Source organism: Janthinobacterium sp. GW822-FHT07H11, from assembly GCF_058798615.1.
In genome coordinates this window covers 1,519,590-1,540,770 of record NZ_CM179507.1, presented here as the reverse complement: position 1 = coordinate 1,540,770, position 21,181 = coordinate 1,519,590, and the positions used below count along the sequence as shown (strand labels likewise).

19 protein-coding genes are annotated in these 21,181 nt (G+C 62.6%); 5 read left to right on the top strand and 14 right to left on the bottom strand.

The features are described from left to right. Positions 1–110 precede the first annotated feature (110 nt). Positions 111–434: a hypothetical protein gene (locus tag AC3RCJ_RS06860; RefSeq protein ID WP_492959231.1), complete on the bottom strand. Its 324-nt coding sequence runs from the start codon at positions 432–434 to the stop codon at positions 111–113. Between the two features lie 586 nt (positions 435–1,020). Here AC3RCJ_RS06860 and AC3RCJ_RS06855 point away from each other — a divergent pair. Beyond that, positions 1,021–2,649 (top strand): NAD(P)/FAD-dependent oxidoreductase, encoded by a 1,629-nt coding sequence (locus AC3RCJ_RS06855; protein WP_492959233.1) that lies wholly within the window; start codon positions 1,021–1,023, stop codon positions 2,647–2,649. Between the two features lie 18 nt (positions 2,650–2,667). Here the strand turns inward: AC3RCJ_RS06855 and AC3RCJ_RS06850 are convergent, their stop codons facing one another. From AC3RCJ_RS06850 to glnA, 6 genes are all read right to left on the bottom strand, one after another. Then, positions 2,668–4,035 (bottom strand): ATP-binding protein, encoded by a 1,368-nt coding sequence (locus AC3RCJ_RS06850; RefSeq protein WP_492959235.1) that lies wholly within the window; start codon positions 4,033–4,035, stop codon positions 2,668–2,670. Between the two features lie 134 nt (positions 4,036–4,169). After that, positions 4,170–5,135, bottom strand: a complete 966-nt coding sequence (gene corA / locus AC3RCJ_RS06845; protein ID WP_076569087.1) for a magnesium/cobalt transporter CorA — start codon at positions 5,133–5,135, stop codon at positions 4,170–4,172. Positions 5,136–5,282: 147 nt separating this feature from the next. After that, positions 5,283–6,773: a nitrogen regulation protein NR(I) gene (gene ntrC / locus AC3RCJ_RS06840; RefSeq protein WP_492959237.1), complete on the bottom strand. Its 1,491-nt coding sequence runs from the start codon at positions 6,771–6,773 to the stop codon at positions 5,283–5,285. 49 nt (positions 6,774–6,822) lie between these two features. After that, positions 6,823–7,911: a nitrogen regulation protein NR(II) gene (glnL, locus tag AC3RCJ_RS06835; protein WP_492959239.1), complete on the bottom strand. Its 1,089-nt coding sequence runs from the start codon at positions 7,909–7,911 to the stop codon at positions 6,823–6,825. Then, on the bottom strand, positions 7,908–8,417 hold the full coding sequence (locus AC3RCJ_RS06830; protein WP_492959241.1) for a DUF4124 domain-containing protein: 510 nt from the start codon (positions 8,415–8,417) through the stop codon (positions 7,908–7,910). The genes glnL and AC3RCJ_RS06830 overlap by 4 nt, the downstream gene beginning before the upstream one ends. A gap of 156 nt (positions 8,418–8,573) precedes the next feature. Next, the gene (glnA, locus tag AC3RCJ_RS06825) at positions 8,574–9,989 is read right to left on the bottom strand and encodes a type I glutamate--ammonia ligase (protein WP_076569084.1); all 1,416 of its coding nucleotides are present in this window, start codon (positions 9,987–9,989) and stop codon (positions 8,574–8,576) included. 386 nt (positions 9,990–10,375) lie between these two features. Here glnA and AC3RCJ_RS06820 point away from each other — a divergent pair, with 386 nt between their 5' ends. The 3 genes from AC3RCJ_RS06820 (at position 10,376) to AC3RCJ_RS06810 (ending at position 11,638) form a co-directional block, all read left to right on the top strand. After that, entirely contained in the window at positions 10,376–10,837 is a 462-nt protein-coding gene (locus AC3RCJ_RS06820) for a rhodanese-like domain-containing protein (RefSeq protein WP_492959243.1), read from the top strand. A 307-nt stretch (positions 10,838–11,144) separates the two neighbouring features. Beyond that, positions 11,145–11,357, top strand: a complete 213-nt coding sequence (locus AC3RCJ_RS06815; protein ID WP_492959245.1) for a type II toxin-antitoxin system RelE/ParE family toxin — start codon at positions 11,145–11,147, stop codon at positions 11,355–11,357. Continuing rightward, entirely contained in the window at positions 11,354–11,638 is a 285-nt protein-coding gene (locus AC3RCJ_RS06810) for a helix-turn-helix domain-containing protein (protein WP_492959247.1), read from the top strand. Before AC3RCJ_RS06815 ends, AC3RCJ_RS06810 begins: the two co-directional genes overlap by 4 nt. Here the strand turns inward: AC3RCJ_RS06810 and AC3RCJ_RS06805 are convergent. Continuing rightward, positions 11,635–12,972, bottom strand: a complete 1,338-nt coding sequence (locus AC3RCJ_RS06805; RefSeq protein WP_492959249.1) for a TAXI family TRAP transporter solute-binding subunit — start codon at positions 12,970–12,972, stop codon at positions 11,635–11,637. The genes AC3RCJ_RS06810 and AC3RCJ_RS06805 overlap by 4 nt on opposite strands. A 131-nt stretch (positions 12,973–13,103) precedes the next feature. Here AC3RCJ_RS06805 and AC3RCJ_RS06800 point away from each other — a divergent pair, with 131 nt between their 5' ends. Continuing rightward, complete coding sequence (locus AC3RCJ_RS06800) at positions 13,104–13,709, top strand: glutathione S-transferase family protein (protein WP_492959251.1); 606 nt, start codon at positions 13,104–13,106, stop codon at positions 13,707–13,709. On the opposite strand, the gene AC3RCJ_RS06795 is transcribed toward AC3RCJ_RS06800, so the two are convergent. The 6 genes from AC3RCJ_RS06795 to AC3RCJ_RS06770 all read right to left on the bottom strand — a co-directional run bounded on the left by AC3RCJ_RS06795 (position 13,706) and on the right by AC3RCJ_RS06770 (position 21,124). Then, positions 13,706–14,086 (bottom strand): hypothetical protein, encoded by a 381-nt coding sequence (locus AC3RCJ_RS06795; RefSeq protein WP_492959253.1) that lies wholly within the window; start codon positions 14,084–14,086, stop codon positions 13,706–13,708. The two genes, AC3RCJ_RS06800 and AC3RCJ_RS06795, sit on opposite strands and share 4 nt — an antisense overlap. A 64-nt stretch (positions 14,087–14,150) precedes the next feature. Beyond that, the gene (locus AC3RCJ_RS06790; protein ID WP_492959255.1) at positions 14,151–17,279 is read right to left on the bottom strand and encodes a transglycosylase domain-containing protein; all 3,129 of its coding nucleotides are present in this window, start codon (positions 17,277–17,279) and stop codon (positions 14,151–14,153) included. Positions 17,280–17,654: 375 nt separating this feature from the next. Further along, positions 17,655–18,440, bottom strand: a complete 786-nt coding sequence (locus tag AC3RCJ_RS06785) for a competence/damage-inducible protein A (RefSeq protein WP_492959257.1) — start codon at positions 18,438–18,440, stop codon at positions 17,655–17,657. A 31-nt stretch (positions 18,441–18,471) separates the two neighbouring features. After that, positions 18,472–19,299, bottom strand: coding sequence for an EI24 domain-containing protein (locus AC3RCJ_RS06780; protein WP_492959259.1), 828 nt, complete (start codon positions 19,297–19,299; stop codon positions 18,472–18,474). Next, complete coding sequence (locus tag AC3RCJ_RS06775) at positions 19,299–20,339, bottom strand: sterol desaturase family protein (protein ID WP_492959261.1); 1,041 nt, start codon at positions 20,337–20,339, stop codon at positions 19,299–19,301. Before AC3RCJ_RS06775 ends, AC3RCJ_RS06780 begins: the two co-directional genes overlap by 1 nt. Beyond that, positions 20,336–21,124 (bottom strand): polysaccharide deacetylase family protein, encoded by a 789-nt coding sequence (locus AC3RCJ_RS06770; RefSeq protein ID WP_492959437.1) that lies wholly within the window; start codon positions 21,122–21,124, stop codon positions 20,336–20,338. Before AC3RCJ_RS06770 ends, AC3RCJ_RS06775 begins: the two co-directional genes overlap by 4 nt. Positions 21,125–21,181: the final 57 nt, after the last annotated feature.

Below are 21,181 nucleotides of genomic sequence, written 5' to 3'. Positions count from 1 at the left end.
ACAAAAAAGCGCAGCGCGGTTACCCGCACTGCGCCTGAGCTTGCGCGTAACGGCTACGCGCAAGCAAGTCATCAGGCGACCCATTTCAGGCGCCGCCCTGCTCTTTCCTATTAGAACGTGTACTCGGCACCCAGTTTCAGGGTGCGCGGACGCATCGCGTAACCGTCACGCACGTTGATCGGACGGGCCTGGTCGAAGACGTTGTTGATATTGGCCAGCAGACGCAGGTTTTTGAAGCCTGTGTAAGCAAAGTTCACATCCGTACGTACATCGCTGGACACGTTGCATGGCAGATCCGCACCCTTGAGTGCGGTACGGCAACCGGCCTCGCCCCAGCTTGTGGCTTCGGTGGCGATCTCGTTCTTGTGCAACGAATCTGCAGCCCAGTCCGGTGGCGCCAGGGGCCAGTTGCTTGGCGCGCGTGCTGATTTCATCCCTGCATTCGATCTTGACGTAATCGACAGCCACGCTGCAATTCTTGATCGGTTCGGCCACGACACCCAAGGCCAGGCTGCACGAGGTTTCCGGCGTCAGATCCGCATTCGAGGAAAATATTGGCCGGGAAATCCGGTGTCTTGTCCATGCGCAGGGCACCGTTGAACGTCAACACCGGCGCATTCACTCCGTGAGCGCGGCGCTCAGGCGGCGCAGGCCATCGATCCGCAGCGAACCGAGACCGATGATTTCCTCGCTCATCACGTTGTCGAGCGACTTGATGGAAATTTTTCCTGGCACAACTCAGCACCGAATGCCACGGCCATGGGAGCGCCCGGCAGTTGCACGATTTCAGCGCCCAGGCGCGATGTGCCGCCGCCGGTGCGGCCGATCATGCTTTCCCAGTCCCTGTTGCCGATCAAGCCATCCGCGCGCCATGACAGCGGCCACCCCGGCCTTGGCCCGCATGGCCGCCAGCGTGCCGCCCGGACCACAAGCCATGCAGGCAGCCGCACCATTACGTTAAAATAGCGCCTTGTGCGCTGCCGAAAGCGGCTGATAGACGGCTTTTTGAAAAGATGGATTATGTTGCGACTAAATGAAGTAAAACTCCCGCTGACCCACGCCGAAGCGGAGCTGACCGAGGCAATTCTGAAGCGACTCGACCTCGCCCCTGCGGACTTGCTGGGCTACACCGTCTTCAAGCGCAGCTATGACGCGCGCAAGCGCAGCGCCGTGGTCCTGATTTACTCGCTGCATGTGGAAGTCAAGAATGAAGCAGCCGTGCTGGCGCGCCTGCAGCATGACCCGCACCTGATGCCGGCTCCCGATACCGAATACAAATTCGTCGCCGGCGGCGAACAGCTGGCTGGCCACAGCAATGAGCAGCGTCCCATCGTCATCGGCACGGGGCCGTGCGGCTTGTTCGTGGCGCTGATCCTGGCACAGATGGGCTTGCGCCCGATTATCCTGGAACGGGGCAAGCAGGTGCGCGAGCGCACGGTCGACACCTTTGGTTTCTGGCGCAAGCGCGAACTGAACCCGGAATCGAACGTGCAGTTCGGCGAAGGCGGCGCAGGCACTTTTTCTGATGGCAAGCTGTACAGCCAGATCAAGGACCCCAAGCACTACGGCCGCAAGGTCTTGACGGAATTCGTCAAGGCCGGCGCGCCGGAGGAAATCATGTACGTCAGCAAGCCGCACATCGGCACCTTCCGCCTGGTCAAGATGGTGGAAGCCATGCGCGCGAACATCGAGCAATTGGGCGGCGAGTACCGCTTTGAGAGCAAGGTTGTCGACATCGACATCGTGCCCGGCGCCGATGGCGGCCAGGTGCGCGGCGTGGTGCTGGCCAATGGCGAAACCATCGCCAGCAAGCACGTGGTGCTGGCCATCGGCCACAGCGCGCGCGACACCTTCGAGATGCTGCACCGCCGCGGCGTGTACATCGAAGCGAAACCGTTCTCGATCGGCTTCCGCGTGGAGCACCCGCAATCGCTGATCGACAGCTGCCGCTTCGGCCCCAGCGCCGGCCACCCGATTCTGGGCGCGGCCGACTACAAGCTCGTGCACCACGCCAGCAATGGCCGTTCCGTGTACAGCTTCTGCATGTGCCCGGGCGGCACGGTGGTGGCGGCGGCATCCGAACCGGGCCGCCTGGTGACGAACGGCATGAGCCAGTACTCGCGCAACGAGCGCAACGCCAACAGCGCCATCGTTGTCGGCATCACGCCGGCCGACTATCCGGGCGACCCGCTGGCCGGCATCGCGCTGCAGCGCGAACTGGAAGAGCGCGCCTTCGCCCTCGGCGGCGGCAACTATGATGCGCCGGGCCAACTGGTGGGCGACTTCGTCGCCGGCCGCGCCTCGACCGAGTTCGGCAGCGTGATTCCCTCGTACAAGCCGGCCGTGCACCTGACGGACCTGGCGCCTTCGCTGCCCGAGTACGCGATCACGGCCCTGCGTGAGGCGTTTCCCGCGTTCAACAAGCAGATCAAGGGCTACTACAAGGCCGATGCCGTGCTGACGGGCGTGGAAACGCGCACCTCGTCGCCGATCCGCATCAAGCGCCGCGACGACGACCTGCAAAGCCTGAATACGCGCGGCCTGTTCCCCGCCGGCGAAGGGGCCGGCTACGCGGGCGGCATCCTGTCGGCGGCCGTCGACGGCATCAAGGTGGCGGAGGCGGTGGCGCTGTCCATCGCCGCCGCCTGACGCCGCGGCATCGCCACATCAGGCCGCCAACGGCAGCTTGATGTGGATATGGCAACCGGGCGCGCTCTCGATGGCACGCACCTCTCCGCCCAGCTGCTGCACGATCGTATACACGATATGCATGCCCAGGCCGGAGCCGCCCTGGCCCCGCTTGGTCGTGAAAAACGGTTCGAACATATGCTCGCGCACGGCCGGCGCCAGGCCCACGCCATCATCGGAAAATTCCAGCGCCAGCCACTGCGCGTCCCCCTCCTGCGCTTCGATGCGCGCGCGGATGACGATATGCCCTGGCCCGCCATGCGGATAGCCATGGCGCGCACTGTTCATCAACAGGTTCGACAGGATCTGCGACAGCTTGCCCGCCGCCAGGCGCACCCGGCAATCGGGGGCGATGTCGAGTTCCACCTTCAGGGCCGCCTTGCGCAGTTCGGGGCTGTGGGCCGACACCAGGCCATGCACATACTCATGCAGCACCAGGTCGGCCACGTATTCGCTGACCTGGTCCACGGCCAGCTGCTTGAAATTGCCGATCAGTTCAGCGGCGCGCGCCAGGTTGCGTTCGACCAGGGCCGCCGCGCCCTTCAAGGCTTGCGCGATATCGATCAGCTCGGCACGGCTGACCTTGGCGCCGCCCAGCAGCTGCACCAGCTGGTCGACATAGCTGCCCATGCTCGACGCGGCCGTCAGCGCCACGCCCACGGGCGTGTTGACTTCATGCGACACGCCGGCCACTAGCGAACCCAGCGCTGCCATCTGCTCCTGTTCGATCAGGTTGGCCTGCGCCGCCAGCAAGGACTCGGTACGCTGGCGCACGATTTCTTCCAGCTGCCGGGTACGCTCCTGGTGCTGCAGTTCGGCCGCGCTGCGGGCCGAAAAGATCGACAGCAGCAGCAAGGCCAGCAATCGCTTGTTTTCATCGATGGGACGCGTGTCGATGGCCGACAGGATGCCCAGCGTCTTGCCTTCGGTGTCGATCAGCGGCATGCCGACATAGCTTTCCGCATGCATGTCGACCAGCAGGGTATCGAATGGAAAGCGACGCTGGATATCGCTGCCATGAAAACACATGCTCTGGCAGGTGACATCCTGGCACGGCGTATGCTGCAGGCTGTATTCGATGTTCGGCTGGTAGCCGTCGCCCCCCCACAGCGCCAGGGTGCGGATGCCTTCGCTGCCATCTTCCATGCGCACCAGGCGCCCGGCAATCACATAGTGCACGTCGAGCGCTTCGGCCAGTTCCTTGACGAGGATGCGCAGGAAATCGTCGCCGCGCGCGCGCGCCGTCGAGGCGGTGATCGAGCGCAGGGCCGCTTCCGCCAGGGTGCGCCGCTGCTCGGGATCGAACAGGGGTTCTTGCGAATTCACATCAAACAACGGAATACTCATGAATGCTCCTGCACGGCACGGGTAGCGCAGGCAACACTGCCGGCGCGGCGATCCTCAGTAAGGGCACGAGTCAGCGGACCTGCCGCGATTGTACCTCCGGATATTGTCCAATAATACAGATGTGCAGGAAATTTTTATAGCCAGCCAGAACGCTTGAACAGGTAGTACATATAACCGCAGACGCAACTCATCAAGCCAACGGCCACCGGATAGCCATATTGCCAGTCGAGTTCCGGCATGAACTTGAAGTTCATGCCCCACACGCCGGCAAAGGCCGTGAAGACGGCAAAAATAGCCGCCCAGGCCGCCAACTGCTTGTTCACTTCGCTTTCATCGATGGCCACCATCGACAGATTCACCTGGATCGCCGTGCTGATGGTGTCGCGGATGGTATCGAGCGTGCCATTGATGCGCGCCAGATGGTCGTGCACATCGCGGAAATATTCCTGGGTATCGTGGCACAGCGGCGGCACGCGCCCGCCGTGCAGCTTGCCCACCGCCTCCATCAGCGGCGCCACCACGTGGCGCAAGACCATGACCTTGCGCTTCAGCTGGTATAGCCGTTCGATATTGTCGCGCTCGGTACCACGGTCGAAGATGCGGTCCTCGATCAATTCCAGCTCCGATTCCAGCGCGTCGAGCACGGGAAAGTAACGGTCGACGACGGCATCCATCAGCGCGTACAGCACGAAGGCCGAGCCCTGGCGCAGCAGATGCGGTTCGCGCTCGGCGCGCGCGCGCACGCCGAGGAAGCCTTGCGAGCTGTTGCTGCGCGACGAAAGCACATAGTTGGCGCCGACAAAGATATCGACTTCGCCCAGCACCAGGTCATTCTCGACCATTTCCACGGTTTTCACGACGGCAAACAGGGAATCGCCATATTCCTCGATCTTCGGGCGCTGGTGACCGCGCTGCGCGTCCTCGACGGCCAGCTCGTGCAGGCAAAACTCGTGCTGCATCTGTTTCAGCTCATCGGGCGTGGCGTCGAGCAGGGCGACCCAGACGAAGCAGTCGGGGCGCTCCACGTAGTCGCTGATATCGTCGATCGGCAAGTCGGCCAGTTTTTTGCCATCCTGGTAGGCCACGCAGTTTATGAGCATACAATTCCACAGTCAGATAAAGACCGGACGAAACAGTCCGGCAGGCGCCAGCTTACCTTATCGCCTGCATTTGTTGTGTGCATTGTGGCGTGCAATGGACGCCGGGAGGAAAAGCGGACGGGGGAGTTGTCCCCGTCCGGCAAGGCGTCAATCGTCCTTGGCGCCGTCGATGCCCAGCTCCGAGATCTTGCGCGTGATGGTGTTGCGGCCGATGCCCAGGCGCACGGCGGCGTCATTCTTGCGTCCGTGCGTATGCCTGAGCGCCGTCTTGATCAGGGCCGACTCGAACTGCCGCCCCAGCACGGCCATGACTTCCTGCTGTCCCGCGCCCAGCATGCCGGCCGCCTGCAATTCCAGCAGGCCGATCCAGCCCGGCGGCGCGCCGTTGGCGGGCGCGGCCGCTTCGAAGACCTGACCGCCGTGCGCATGGGCAACATTTGCTGGCGCCACGTCAGCGGACGCCGCAGTGGCCGCGCCATCGCCCTGCCCCTGCGTCAATTCGATCGGCAAGTCCTTGATTTCCACCGTCTGCCCCGGTGCCATGACGGTGATCCAGTTGCACAGGTTTTCCAGCTGGCGCACGTTGCCGGGCAAATCCAGGCTGCTGAGGAACTGCATCGTCGGCTCGCTCATGCGTTTGGCTTCCACGCCCAGCTGGCGCGCGCTTTGCACCAGGAAATGGCGCACCAGGATGGGGATATCCTCGCGCCGCTCCCTCAAACTGGGCAGGCGCAGGCGGATCACGTTGAGGCGGTGATACAAGTCTTCGCGGAACAGGCCGTCGCGCACGCGCTGCTCGAGGTTCTGGTGCGTGGCGGTAATGACGCGCACGTTCGCCTTCATCGGCTGGTGGCCGCCGACGCGATAGAAATGCCCGTCGGACAGCACGCGCAAGAGGCGCGTCTGCAGGTCGAACGGCATGTCGCCGATTTCATCGAGAAACAAGGTGCCGTTCTCGGCCTGCTCGAAGCGGCCCCGGCGCGTCGTCTGCGCGCCCGTAAACGCGCCCCGTTCATGCCCGAACAGTTCGGACTCAAGCAGATCCTTGGGTATCGCCGCCGTGTTCAGGGCGATGAAGGGCTGCGCCGCGCGCGGACTGTGCTTGTGCAGCGCGCGCGCCACGAGTTCCTTGCCGGAACCGGATTCCCCTGTGATCAACACCGTCACGTTCGATTGCGACAGGCGGCCGATGGCGCGGAAGACTTCCTGCATGGCCGGTGCCTGGCCGAGGATTTCCGGCGTTTCCGACGGGCCCGACTCGACGCTGGTCTCGCGCAGGCTTTCTTCCAGCGCGCGGCGGATCAGTTCGACCGCCTTGTCGATGTCGAACGGCTTGGCCAGGTATTCGAAGGCGCCGCCCTGGAAGGCCGCCACGGCCGAGTCGAGGTCGGAAAAGGCCGTGATGATGATGACCGGCAAGCCGGGAAAGCGCGACTTGACCGTCTGCAACAATTCCAGCCCGGACGCGCCCGGCATGCGGATGTCCGACACGAGCACTTGCGGCGTGTCCAGTTCCAGTGCGGCGATGGCGTCGCGCGCATTGGCAAAACTCTTGGTGGCGAGATTTTCCCGCGCCAGGGCTTTTTCCAGCACCCAGCGGATTGATTCGTCGTCGTCAACTATCCAGATTGGCTTCATTAGTATGTGCGTCCCGCAATGGATTTCATGGGTGGGATACTGCCCTCGCTTATGGCAAGGGTAAAACGATCCTGAAATCGGTGTATCCAGGCCGGCTTTCGCACTCGATCACGCCCAGGTGCTGTTGCACGAAGGTTTGCGCCAAGGTCAGCCCCAGCCCGCTGCCGCCCTCCCTGCCCGATACCAGCGGGTAGAAAATCCGGTCGCGGATCTGGGGCGCGATGCCAGGTCCATTGTCAATGATATGCAAGTCTAATGCCAGGTTGTAGCGGACCTTGGCCAGGGTCACCTGGCGCGCCACGCGCGTCTTGAAAATCAGCTCCGCATCGCCCGCTTCTATGCGCTCGGACAACGCTTGCGCCGCGTTATGCGCGATGTTGAGCACGGTCTGTATCAATTGTTCCTTGTCGCCGCGAAACTCGGGAATCGAGGCGTCGTAGTCGCGCGAAATGGTCAGGCCGCTGGGAAACTCGGCCAGGATCAGGCTGCGCACGCGCTCGCACACTTCGTGGATATTCACGTCGCCGACGATATGCGGCCGGCGGTGCGGCGCCAGCAGGCGGTCGACCAGCGTTTGCAGCCGGTCCGCTTCCTTGATGATGACCTGCGTGTATTCGCGCAATTCGCTCAGGTGCAGGGCCGGCAACTCCAGTTCCAGCAGCTGGGCCGCGCCGCGGATGCCGCCCAGCGGATTCTTGATTTCATGCGCCAGGTTGCGGATCAGTTCCTTGTTGACCTGGCTCTGGTCGAGGATGCGCTCCTCGCGGTCGAGTTTCAACTGCTGCACGTTTTCGCGCAGCTCGATCAGCACGCCGTCGCGCGGCGCGTCGAGCGCGCTGACGATGCTGTGCACGCGCAGCGGCTCGCGCCCCAGGCGTTCCAGGCTCAGGTCCTGGCGCAGGTCGGAAAATTTATGTTCGAGCGCCTGCGCGCAGATGCCGGCCAGCTCGTCCGGATTGAGGAACAGCGCCGTCAGCTTTTGCCGCGACAGGGCTTTGAGCGAGCTTTCCAGCAGGTTTTCCGCCGCCGCATTGGCATAGCTGATGCGGCCGTCGCCATCGAGCACGATCACGGCCGAAGCAAGCAGGTCCAGGCCGGCCAGGTGCGCGGGGCGGCTGCTGTGGTGGTCTATGGTCATCGGATATTCGCAATCTCGCGTTTCAGGGCCTCGACGTTTTGCTGCGTCCGGCTGATGTTGTCTTTCAACTGTGCCACCCTTTCCTGGTATTTCGCATAGTTGCGCTCATTGCCCTGCCGTTCAGGCTGGCCCTCGTTGAACTCCTGGCGCTGCGCTGCCAGCTTCTGCTCTTCGCTGCGCAATTCATCCTGCAGGATCTGGCGCCGGTCCAGGTCGCGCGCGCGCTGCTCGGCGCCGTCGACGCGGGGGAACGCGCCCGCCACGGCGGCCGGCGTGCCTGCCGCCTGCAGCGTCGGCCGCGCTGGCGAAGCGGCCAGCGGCGCCGTCTTGCGCGGTGGCGCCGTCATCGCGCCTGGCAAGTCGAGCAGCTTGCACGCGGCGTTGTCGCGCTTGTCCGTGTAGGTCTTGTGGCCCTGCGCATCGGCGCATACATACAGCTGCCCATGGGCTTGCGCCGCCGCGCCCAGCAATCCTGCCATCAGCGCCATCCGGTAATGCTTCGTCAATCTCAACTCCTGTCAGCTTGCACCGCATCGATGCTGGGCTGAATATACAACATCGCACTGGCGTGCATGGGCGCAGCGTATAAAAAAACGCGGGAAAGACCGATAGCCTCACCCGCGTTTTTTATTCAATGCCAGCAACTTGCCGGCATGGCGCCATTACAGCGAGTAGTACATGTCGAACTCGGCCGGATGCGTGGTCATGCGCATGCGCTGTACGTCCTGCATTTTCAGTTCCAGGTAAGCATCGATCATGGAATCGCTGAACACGCCGCCACGGGTCAGGAACTCGCGGTCCTTGTCCAGGGCATCCAGGGCTTCTTCCAGCGAAGCGCAGACGGTAGGGATCAGTGCATCTTCCTCTGGCGGCAGATGGTACAGATCTTTCGAGGCGGCTTCGCCCGGATGGATCTTGTTGGCAACGCCGTCCAGGCCGGCCATCAGCAATGCTGCAAAGCACAGGTACGGGTTGGCCAGTGGATCCGGGAAACGCGCTTCGACGCGGCGGCCTTTTGGATTGGCCACGTGCGGGATACGGATCGAGGCGGAACGGTTTTTCGCCGAGTACGCCAGTTTCACTGGAGCTTCGTAGCCTGGTACCAGGCGCTTGTACGAGTTGGTGCCCGGGTTGGTGATCGCATTCAGTGCCTTGGCGTGCTTGATGATGCCGCCGATGTAGTACAGGGCGAAATCGGACAGGCCGGCATAGCCGTCGCCGGCGAACAGGTTCTTGCCATCTTTCCATACGGATTGATGCACGTGCATGCCCGAACCGTTGTCGCCAACGATAGGTTTCGGCATGAAGGTGGCGGTCTTGCCATAGCTGTGCGCCACGTTCCAGATCACGTACTTCATGTTTTGCGTCCAGTCGGCGCGCTCGACCAGGGTCGAGAACTTGGTGCCGATTTCATTCTGACCGGCGCCGGCCACTTCGTGATGATGTACCTCAACCGGGATGCCCAAGGACTCCAGGATCAGGCACATTTCCGAACGCATGTCCTGGAAGCTGTCCACTGGCGGCACGGGGAAGTAGCCGCCCTTGACGGTAGGACGATGGCCGCTGTTGCCGCCTTCGATGTCCTTGCCGGTCGACCACGAACCTTCGTCCGAACCGATCTTGACGAAGCAGCCCGACATGTCGATCTTCCAGCGCACGCTGTCGAAGATGAAGAATTCCGGCTCAGGGCCGAAGTAGGCGGTGTCGCCCATGCCCGACGATTTCAGGTAGGCTTCGGCGCGTTTCGCGATCGAGCGCGGGTCGCGGTCATAGCCCTTGCCGTCCGACGGTTCGATCACGTCGCACTGCATGAACAGGGTCGTTTCTTCCATGAACGGGTCGATATTGGCCGTATTTGGGTCCGGCAGCAAGATCATGTCGGACGCTTCAATACCTTTCCAGCCAGCGATCGAAGAACCGTCAAAGGCGTGGCCCGACTCGAATTTGTCCATGTCGAAGTGCGACACGGGAACCGTCACGTGCTGCTCTTTACCACGGGTATCGGCAAAGCGGAAATCAACGAATTTGACTTCGTTCTCTTCTACCATCTTCAAGACTTCTGCGGCTGTCATTGCCATGCGTATCTCCTAAATGAATGTGGGGTGAGCCGACCTTAGTGCGTCTGGGCTGATGAAGCGAAGCAAACATTGCGTGCCACCAAAACTCATAAGGATCATAGCAGATTCCATGCCAGCTCCAGAAGAGACCTGGCCGCCAGGGGCAAAACCCGGCTATCCCAATGAAAGTTTTCCTGCCCGCGATTTTCCTGCTGAGTTTGCGTCAAATCAAGAATGCACTATGCAAGTGCAAAAAACGAATAACGCACCATTATCGTGCATTCTGTGCGGATTTTTGAAAAATGCCTCGTTGTGGTGCATTGGCCGTACACGATGGCATTCCCGTTTGCGGGGCGCGGACGGCGCACTATAATCGACCATACCTGCCCACTTTCACCGAGGACGCCATGACTACCGCCGCCGACATCCTGACCACCGCCCGCAGCCGGGCCAATGAAGGTACGCCGTATGCCGGCGCCGTCACGCCGCAGGAAGCCTACGCGCTGCTGCAACTGGACGCTGCCGCCAAGCTGATCGACGTGCGCACGAATGCCGAGCGCGACTGGGTCGGCCGGGTCGACATCGCCGATACCCAGCATGGCGCGGTGCAGTGGGCCACCTACCCGGGCGGCGTGCCGAATCCCGACTTCCTCGCGCAACTGGCCGCCCAGGCCGGCAAGGACGAGGTGCTGCTGTTCCTGTGCCGCTCCGGCGTGCGCTCGCGCCATGCGGCCAAGCTGGCGACCGAACACGGCTATGTCAACTGCTTCGACATCCTCGAAGGTTTTGAAGGCGACAAGGACGCGGACGGCCACCGCAAGCAGATCGGCGGCTGGTGCAAGGCAGGCTTGCCGTGGCTGGGCGCCTGACGCTGGCCGCTTGATGCTAGCCGCTTAATTATCTGAACAGTGTTTGATCTGGCGGGCCACGCGATGGCCCGCCATCGGCTACAACCCTCCATGCGCGCCCGATTTTTCAACTGCGGCGCCAATTCTCCTTGAAAAAATGTACCTTATATAGTACAACGTAGAGGTGCGTCATGGATGCTTCCGGCTTGCGGCAGATTACCCTGCTGTTCTACGCGAACGGCAAGGGCGGCGAACCCGTGCGCGACTGGCTCAAGTCGCTCCCCATCGAGGAACGCCATGTGATCGGGCAAGACTTGATGCATGCGCAATGGCGCTGGCCCGTGGGCATGCCCTGTGCCGGCCTCTCGGGCACGGCTTGTCGGAAGTGCGCAGCAGCTTGCCCGGCAACCGCATCGCGCGCGTGCTGATCTGCCATCACGGCGATTGCCTGGTGGCGCTGCACGGCTTGATCAAGAAAACCCGGACGACGCCGGACGACGACCTGGCGCTGGCCCGCAAACGCAACAAGGAACTGACATGAACACCACCGCTCCCCACCTCGGCAGCAGCCTCGACGACTTTTTAAAAGAGGAAGGCATCTTTGAGCAAACGCAAACCCGCGCCATCAAGGAAGTGATCGCCTGGCAACTGACACAGGCAATGCAGGAACAATCGCTGTCGAAGACGCGCATGGCGGCCTTGCTGCAGACGAGCCGCTCGCAGCTCGACCGCCTGCTCGACCCCGGCAGCGACGTGACCCTGTCGACCCTGGAGCGGGCCGCCGCGCTGCTCGGGCGCAAGCTGTCGGTCACCCTCGTCTAAACTACCTCGGGATGCTCGCCCATCAAGGTCAAGATGCGCTTGCGCACGAAATTGATGTGGCTGCGCAAGCCATACAAGCCATCGGCGAACGACAGCGGTATCGAGATCTGGTTGACCATCTCCTCGATCTGGTCCAGCCGTTGTAATTGCTCCGCATACACGTGCGCGCGCTGCTCTGGCGGCACGTCTTCCAGCGCCTGCTCCACCGTGCGCAACTGGCCATACCAGCGGTACACGCGCGAACGGATGCGCCACACGTACAGCGGCGGCACCACGCGCGACAGCGGCAATATCAAGGCACCGAGCGCCACCACCAGCACCCACATGCGATCAAAAAAATTGGCCAGCCAGAAACTCATATAGCGCTGCAGCACGGGCGCGCCATCCTTGTAGAACTTCAGCGCTTCGGGCGCGACGGGAATTTCCGTGTAGCGCGCGGACGGGAACTGCCCCTGCTGCTGGAACCAGCCCGTGCCGCCGTGAATACTGGCCGCCGCCTGCACGAACAGGTCGATCAAGGCCGGATGCAAGTCTTCGCGCGCGACCAGGGTGGCGGTCGGTGCAATCAGGTGGTAATCCTGCGCCGGGATGTTACGCCCCAGGTCGACGATGCCGCGCGGCAAGACGACATGCGTGAGGAAGGGCAATCGCCGCGTGTACGCTTCCGCTTGCGAAAAATCAAACAGCTTGATGCCGGGCGTTTGCAGCAGCATCTGGATCAGCGGCGCTTCCGGCGCCGAGCTGAACACGAGGCCGTCGATGCGCCCTTCCAGCAGTTCCACCGTGGCGGGCGTGTTTTGCAAGGCACTGACGGTCAGTTCGCTCGCTTCCACACCATTCACGGACAGCAACTGCCGGAACAGGCTGGGCACGCCCGTGCCTTCCGGCCCCAGGTTGATCTTCATGCCCTTCAATTGCGTCAGCTCCGTCACCGCCTTGTCTTCGCGCAAGAACAGCCAGACGGGTTCCGTAAACAGGCTGCCCAGGGAGATGAGGCCATGGCGCTCGGCATCGGCGTGTTCGGTCGAGCCGCTTTGCACGAAGGCGATATCGGTCTTGCCGCCATTTAAGCGCTGCAGGTTTTCCTGCGAGCCCAGCGACGGCTGCAAGCTCACCTTGATGCCGTGTTTTGCCAGGGTGGCCGCGTATTTCTTGCCGAATTCTTCGTACGCGCTATTGTCCTGCCCTGTCGACAGGCTCACCTGGCGCGGCGGCGCGGGGTCGACCAGCCAGTAGGCGAGCGCGCAGAATGCGCCGACCAGCAGCAGGGTGGGACCGGCGGTGGCGAGGAAATCGCGCACGGAAAAGCGGCTGAACGCGAGGATTTTGGACATGTGGTGGCGCATAGGTTTCATGGGTGGCTACGATGCCAAGAAAACCTCAACTATGCAAGGCACTTTCACAGGCGCGGCGTAGCCAAATCCGCTACAGTGGCAGATCGATCACCTGCCATCTGGAGTCCCGCATGCTGAAAATTCTTGGAAAAGCCGCCTCGATCAACGTCCGTAAAGTCCTGTGGACGTGCGAGGAACTCGACCTGCCCTACGAACGCGAAGACTGGGGCAGCGGCTTTCGCAGCACCGACGACCCCGCCTTCCTGGCCCTGAACCCGAACGCCATGGTGCCCGTGCTGCTCGATGGCGACCTGGTGCTGTGGGAATCGAACACGATTTGCCGCTACCTGTGCGCCCAGGCGGGCCGCGACGACTTGCTGCCGAGTAATCCCCGCGCCCGCGCGGAAGTGGAAAAATGGATGGACTGGCAAATGGGCGATTTGAACAACAGCTGGCGCTACGCCTTCATGTCGCTGGTGCGCCACAGCCCGGCGCACCAAGATGCGGTGCAACTGGCGGCCGGTATTGCCGGATGGAACAAGATGATGGGCGTGCTGGAGCAGCAGTTGCAGCGCACGGGCGCGTTTGTCTGCGGCGAAGCGTTCACCGTGGCCGATATCGTGCTGGGCCTGTCCGTCAAGCGCTGGCTGATGGCGCCGATGCAGCGTCCCGCCTATCCCGCCATCGCCGCGTATCACGCGCGCCTGGAAGGTAAGACGGCCGTGTTTGCCGGCTAATCGAGTTCGATGGCCTCGACCATGCCGCCGATGACATAACAGTCGCCATCGCGGCGCACTTCGTCCAGCGTGGAGGGATCGTCGTGCGTGTAGGTGCCGTCGACGTCGACGCACCACAGGTCGCCGAAACGCAGCAGCTTCACGCCGCAGCAGATGCGGTTGATGAAGTTGCCCGGCGTCCTGAGCAACACTTCGCGCACGTCACCCACCGTGATGGCGACGTTGCGCCAGACATTGCCATCGAGCGCATGATTTCTTGCGTACACCACGATGCGCACGGCTTGCACGCCTTGCGATCCGTACACGTGCTCGCATGATACGAGCGCGCCATCGTCGAAGCGGTGATATTGCGCAAAGATTTGCTGGGTTCTTTCCATAGATTCTTTCTCTTCCATAAAAAAAACCGGCCCATGCAGGCCGGCTTTTCATTGCAGCAACGATTTAATTCGTACACTGCCTGGCCACGCCCTCGGCCGGTGCGGGCGGCTCGATCAGCGGCATCAGACTCGGCGCCAGCGACACGAGCAATTGCACCGGCAAGGCGCTGGTGAAATCGTAGTTCTTCGATTCCGGCCCGCGCACATACGCCGTCATGCTGCCATAGAAGCGCTCGCCGATATTGAACACGAACGTGGCCGAACGGTTCACATAGCGCGACTCGATCAAACGGCCGCCGGCGCCATACACGTCGAAACGCTGGTCGCCCGTCCCCGTCTTGCCGCCCATGGGAATCGGCACGCCGTCGGCGCCGACGAATGCCGTCTTGGCCCGCTTCGCCGTGCCGTCCGACACCACTTCGCGGATGGCCTTGGCGACGGCGCGCGCCACGTCCGGCGACAACACTTGTTCCGCTTCCACCTTGCCGCCCCGCTTGACCAGGGTGTCGTACGGCGTATTGGCCGCGAAATGCAGCGAATCGATGCGCACGCTCGGCTTGCGCACGCCATCATTGATGATGATGCCCATCAACTCGGCCAGCGCGGCGGGACGGTCGGCCGACGCGCCCAGGGTGGTGGCGTACGACGGCACCAGCGAATCGAAGGGATAGCCCATTTTCTTCCACTGGCGGTGGATTTCCAGGAAACCTTCCACTTCCAGCAGGTTGGCGATGCGGCGGTCCTGCGCATGCTTGCGATGCGTATTGAACAGCCATTTATAGACTTCCTGGCGCTCCTTCTCGCTGGCCGCCACCATCTGCGACAGGGTGGACCCCTCGTGCTGGCGCAGATACGCCACCATCCACAGTTCCAGCGGATGCACATTGGCCAGATAGCCACGGTCGGCCAGGGACCAGTTTTCCATCGCATACTGCTCGTACATCTTGGCCACGCGCTCGGGCGGCACTTCGTTTTGCGACGGCAAGTTGGCGTTGAGGAAATCGCCAAATTCCGCCACCGTGCCCTTCGGATTGATGGTGCGGAAGATATTCGCCAGGCGCACGGGCGTCGGGCGTATGCTGGCCAATAAAATCTTTTCCTGCTCGTCCACGCTCTTGCCGCGGTATTTCTGGTAGAAACGGTGCAAGAATTCGCGCCCTTCCTTGTCGGCAAAACGGCTCAGGTACTGGGCGCGGCGCGGATCGTCCGCGTCCGCCAGCAGCGAGGCCGAGGAATCGGGACGCGAAAACATGTAGTAGCGGGCCACGTCGCGCATCAGGCGCACGAACACCAGGTTGGTCGACTGGCGCAGCGCCTGCTGCACCGTCATGATGCGGCTGTCGTCGAGCTTGGAGAAGTTGCCGAAGTGATGCAAGCCGCCGCCCGTGAAGAAGCCTTCGCCCGGGTTGCCCGAATACTTGCGTTCCATGGCGGCCGCCAGCATGGCCGGCAGGTTGCGCGCTTCGCCCAGCGGCAATGGTTTCAGGTAGGCAATCGCCCACTGCGACAGCATGTCCTTGGGATCGACGGCGATTTTATTCAGTTCGGCGGCGCCCATGCCGCTGTAGCGCTGGTGCAGCTGGTCGATGATGTCCAGATATGTCACCAGGGTGCGCAGCTTGGCCGTGGAACCGAGGTCCAGCTTGGCGCCCTCGTTGATGTCCAGCGGCTGGTCGAAATTGTCGGTCTGTACGCGCAGCAAATTGGCCTTGTCGCCTTTTTGCAGCAGGGTAAAACTGTAGACCACGTTGGCGGGGTCGCCATTGCCCAGCATGCCCTTGCCTGTCAGGCCGGCTGCTTTTGCCACTTCCGGGTCGCGCAGCTCGCGCAAGACCTTGGTGACGGCATTTTGCGCCTGCGCATCGAGCGTGCTGACCACTTTCAGGTCCAGGCGGTCGAGGTTGTACAAGCGCGGATCGCCGAGCATGCTGGCCAGGTGGTTGCGCACGGCGTTCGAGGCCTTGCGCGTGACAAACGAGGTGGCTGCCTCCGACTGCACGCCGGAAGCCGTCGACGGGCGCAGCTTCTCGGCGATGGCCGCGTCGCGCAATTGCGGCGTGATCACGCCGGCCTGCGCCAGCAGGCGCAGATGGCTGTTGGTCAGCACTTCCAGATCGGCGCCGCCCGCCACCAGGTAATGCGAAGGCCGGCGCTGCGCGATCAAGAGGCTCAGCGCCTGCTTGTAGGCCAGCGCGCTGCCGGGCTGGTCCATTTTCCCGCTGAGCAAGGTTTTCACTTCGGCAAACGGACGGCCATACCAGACCCACATGCCGTCGCCGATGCCGTTGACTTCGCCAAAGCCGCTCTTTGCCGACAGCGGCACCGTGTTCAGGTAATTGACGACGATCTTGCGCCGCGCTTCCATGGTGTTTTCGCCGTCCTGGTACGAGCGCAGGCTGGCCGAGATCATCTGCAGCAATTTATCCTGCATGGAACTGGTACGCCCATCTTCCGAATGGCGGTATTTCTCGATCTGCGTGGCCAGGGTGCTGCCGCCACCGCCCCGGTGGCCGCCGAACAGGTTCAGCGCCTTGTCCAGAATCGCCTTGCTCAGGCGGTCCCACTCGACGGCGGGATTGCGTTCGGGCGTGCCCGGGTCGAGCAATTCGCGGTTTTCAATGAACAGCAGGCTTTGCACCAGCGCCGGCGGCGCTTCGGCAAAACCGTCGAACATGCGCTCGGGGTAACTGGCGGAAAACAGGGGCGCGGCGCGGCAATCGAGGATGGACAGCCCGGCCCGGTTTTTCTCGTGATAGGTGGCAAAGATGCCCCGGTCGACCAGTTGCACCATCTTCGGCGACATGCGCGCCTGCGCCGTGACGGCATAGTCGCGCGCGTTGAGCTTGGTGATGAAGTCGGGCAGGCTGGCATAGCCGAGCCGCTCGTCATACGGACCATGCTGCGGATAGCGGATGGCGCCGGCCGGCGCGGGGCCGGGCTCGACCCTGAACGTCAGCTGGCGGTCAAGCCGGGTAAAGAATTCCGCCTGCAGGGCCGAGGTGCGCACTTCGCGCATGATGAACCACGCCGCGCCGGCAAGCAGCGCCAGCACGATGATCAGGAAGATGGGCCAGATCCTCGAGCGGCGCTTCTTGCGCGGGCCGCTCGGCAGGGGCGCGTCGGCGCCCGCCGCGGGGACGGGATCGGGTTGCGGCTGCTCTTGCGCGGCCAGGTTGACGCCTGTGTCTTTCATGGGATGCTGGGATAAGGTTGGTGTTGGACGGGATCGGCAATGCGGTAGCGACACCGCACGCTGGCGCTATCGGCGCAAGGAAAGACCAAGGCCAGGCGGGGCCGGGAAAAACGAAGCTTGCTTAACATGATGTCCAGACCGGTGAATCAAAAAAACGCATTACCGCACGGGCACGTAGCCAGCTGTCTGACACGCCGCGCCCCTGTTCACCATTCCACCACATCGGCATGAAAACGACTGACGAGCGCGCACAAAAATCTTGCTTCATTGAAGATTTTCGCAAAAAAACAACGACTTGGACTGTACGCTCGCGAACATAGGAGCAAGGCGGGCTGGGCGCCAGCATGAATGCCGCCGGCGCCGTGCTGGCAGGGTTCAGATGGTATGGTATTCCGCCTGCATGGCATCGAGCTCGGCACACATGTCCGCGAAGGCGGCCGCCGCCTGCGCCGGTTCACCCTTGACGCCCAGTTCGATATGCCGGCGCGTCTGCGCATCGCCCACGCTGGGCAGGCTGAACACCTTGATCAGCGGATACTGCGCTTCCAGCCGCACCATCAGCGGCGTGAGCAGCGATTCAGCCGTTTCATACACCAGCAAGGCCTGTTCCGCATGCGGCACCTGGTTGAACAAATGGCTGTAATGCGTGTCCAGCACCCATTCGATCATGGGCCAGGACATGACGGGAAAACCGGGCACGAAATAATGTTCGCGCACGGCAAAACCGGCAATCTTGTTGTACGGATTCGGAATCAGCTCGGCGCCTTCGACAAATTCCGCCATTTTCAGGCGGTGCAGGTTTTCCGGCGAATTCAAGTCGGCCGGCACGCCCGCCTCGGCGCCCATTTCCGTGATCCGTTGCTGGATATTGAGCTTGCCCTGCGGATGCAGCACCAGTGGCAAGCCCAGCGCGTCGGCCGCCGCCTGGCGCGTATGGTCGTCCGGCGTGGCGCCGATGCCGCCAAAGCTGAAGACGATGTCGCCGCTGGCAAAGCTGCGCTTGAGCAAGGCGACCAGGCGGGCGGGCTCGTCGCCCACGTATTCCGCCCAGCTCAGCTGCAAGCCGCGCTGCTTGAGCATGCTCACTACTTTCGGGAAATGCTGGTCAGTGCGCTTGCCCGACAGGATTTCGTCGCCGATGATGATCAATCCGATAGCCATGAAGCTTCCTCGTAGAATGCAATAAAAATGGTCAGGCGTCCTTGGCTGCCACGTCGCTCATGCCGCGCTGGCCCCGCAGGCGCGCCAATGCTTCCAGGCAGTAATACTGGAACCACAGACCCGTAAAGATAAAGATCAGCACATACAGCCAGATGGCAAACGCCGCCAGGAAGGGGAAGAACACCACCGACATCACGCCGCCCATCCACAGCATGCCCGGCACGGCGCCGGCCGCGCCGGACACCATGCCGATGGCCAGCAGCGGCCAGCGCTGTTCGCGCATGATGGCCAGGCGTTCTTCCTTGCTCGCATAGTCGGCCATCGCGTCATACGCCATCACGCGGTAGGTCAGCCAGCCCCACAGCACGGCTTGCCCGGCCAAAGCGGCGGGCGGGAACGCGTACAGGGGCAGCAGGACGACCCAGGCGATGATGAACAACAAAAAGGTGGCCAGCGAGGTAGCGACGCTGCCCAGCAGGCTGCCGCCATGCCGCTTTTCCAGTTGCGGAAAGTGCCGCCCGCCCACGTGGCGCGCAATCGCGGGCATGGCGAGCAGGCCCATGAAGATCAGCGCCGTCAAGATCATCAGCGGCAGCAGCATGAACATGGCGATCAGCGGCACGATCACGGCTTTCAGCACGCCCAGGCCGAAGGTGGCCAGCACCTGGCCGCTGGTGCGGAAGAAATCATATTGCGTGAACAGCGCGTGCAGGCTGTCGATCAGCGGCTGCAGGCCCACATACAGCAAGGCGCCCCACAGCACCACCGACAGGATGAACGGTGCTATGCTCAACAGCAATATCTTGCCGTGCAATTGTGACAGGAAAGCACGGCCATACGAATTCAGCACATTACGCATCAACGGCGTCCTTTTCGTTTCAATCTTGCAAATTCCACCATGCGGCGCAGGCCCAGCCATTGCTGCTGCCAGAAGCCGCGCCCATACTCGCGTCCGGGGCGGCCCACGCCATCGCTGTCGATGCGGGCCAGCTGGTCGCGCACGCCCGTGCGCGCATAGCCGGCCGAGAAATTCGCGGTGCCCAGCAGCATATCCCAAATCGGCAGCACCACGCCGAAGTTGCAACCGCCCAGGCTGCCCTTGCCCGTCGACTCGTGCCCCACGCCAATTGCGTGATGCGTGCGGTGGAAACGGGGCGAGATCAGCAGCCGCTCGCCGATGCGGCCGAAGTGCATCCTTACATTCGCATGCTGCAAGCTTTGCAGGATGCGCGAAATCGACACCAGCAGCACATACTGGCCCGGCGGCACGCCGATGCCGAGCGCCACCAGCGCCATCACTACGTCGCGCAGGAAGTCATCGAGCAGGTGGTTGCGGTCATCGCTCCACAAATTCATGTTTTGCTGGCTGTGATGCAGGCTGTGCAAGCCCCACCACCAGCCGAAATGGTGCGAAGCGCGGTGATAGCAATAGTCGACGAAGTCCAGTATCACAAAATAAATGATAAAGCTGAGCAAGGGACTGATGCCGGGCAACAGCGACTCCAGGTTCAATGGATGGATATTGTCGAAACGCAAGGCGCCCGCCAAGGCATCCATCAGCGGATCGAGCGTGAAGAAGACCAGCACGGAAAACAGGCCGATGCGGTGCAGCACCGTGTAAATAAAGTCGTTCCAGCGGGCGCGCGGGTCGGTGATCTTTTGCGCGGGTATCCAGGCTTCGAGCGGGCGCAGCACGAGAAACAGCAGCACCAGTTCGCACAGGCCGATCAGCAGCCATTCCGTGCCCTCGAACGCTTCTTCCGTGAATTCGCCAAAGCCCAGGTGGTAGACGAGGGGATTCACCACGGTCTGGAACAGCCAGCCTTGCGCCACGCCAAAGGCGTCGACCACGGCATCGATGGCGGGGGCGATGAAGGCGCCGATGTCGGCGGCCATCATGGCTGGCCCTTCTTCTGCGCGTAGGCTGGATGTTCGCGCAAGGTGGCAAAGCAGAAACCCTTGTCTTGCAAGCCGGAAATCAAGGCATCGAGGTTGGCGGGCGCCCACGCATCCTTGCGCGACCAGATGCCCATGTGGGCAATGAAAATGTCGCCGCTGCGCAAGTTCGCCAGCGCTTTTTTCAGCAGCATGGCGTTCGGATACTTGTCGCTGGGCAGTTCATCGCCGGAATACCCCGCTGGCGCCCAGCCCGCATGCCGGTAGCCGCAGGCGCTGCCGGCCGCCAGGGTGCGCGGCGACGTGTAGCCGCCCGGCGCGCGCCAGAACGGGTCGAGCTTGCGGCCGGTCAGTTCCTGGAAGCGCGTATCGACGCGGCGCAATTCCTCGCAAAATTGCTGATCCGTCAATGACGCCAGCTTGCCGCCGTCCTTGCCGAACTGGGGCTTGACCTGGATCAAGCCGTTGGCCAGATCCTTCTTCCAGTACACGTGGTCGAACGTATGCGTGCCGAACGCATGGCCTTCGGCGACCCGGGCTTTCCAGTACGGCGCCCACGAGGGATCGAGCGAATAGTCGCCGCGCGTGGTCTTTTCATTGGCCAGGAAGAAAGTTGCCTTCACATGGCGCTTGTTCAGCACGTCGGCGATCAGTTGCGCTTGCGACTGGCTGCCCGTGTCGAACGTCATGTAGATCGTGCCCTTGCAGGCGGCCGGGGCAGATGCGGCTGTGGCTGCCGGAACGGCCGGAGTAGCGGGCGCGACAGGCGTGGCCGCATGGGCGGACATGGCGCTGGCGCACAGCAGCATGGCGGGTACGCCGCCATGGGAAATCAGGCGGCGCAT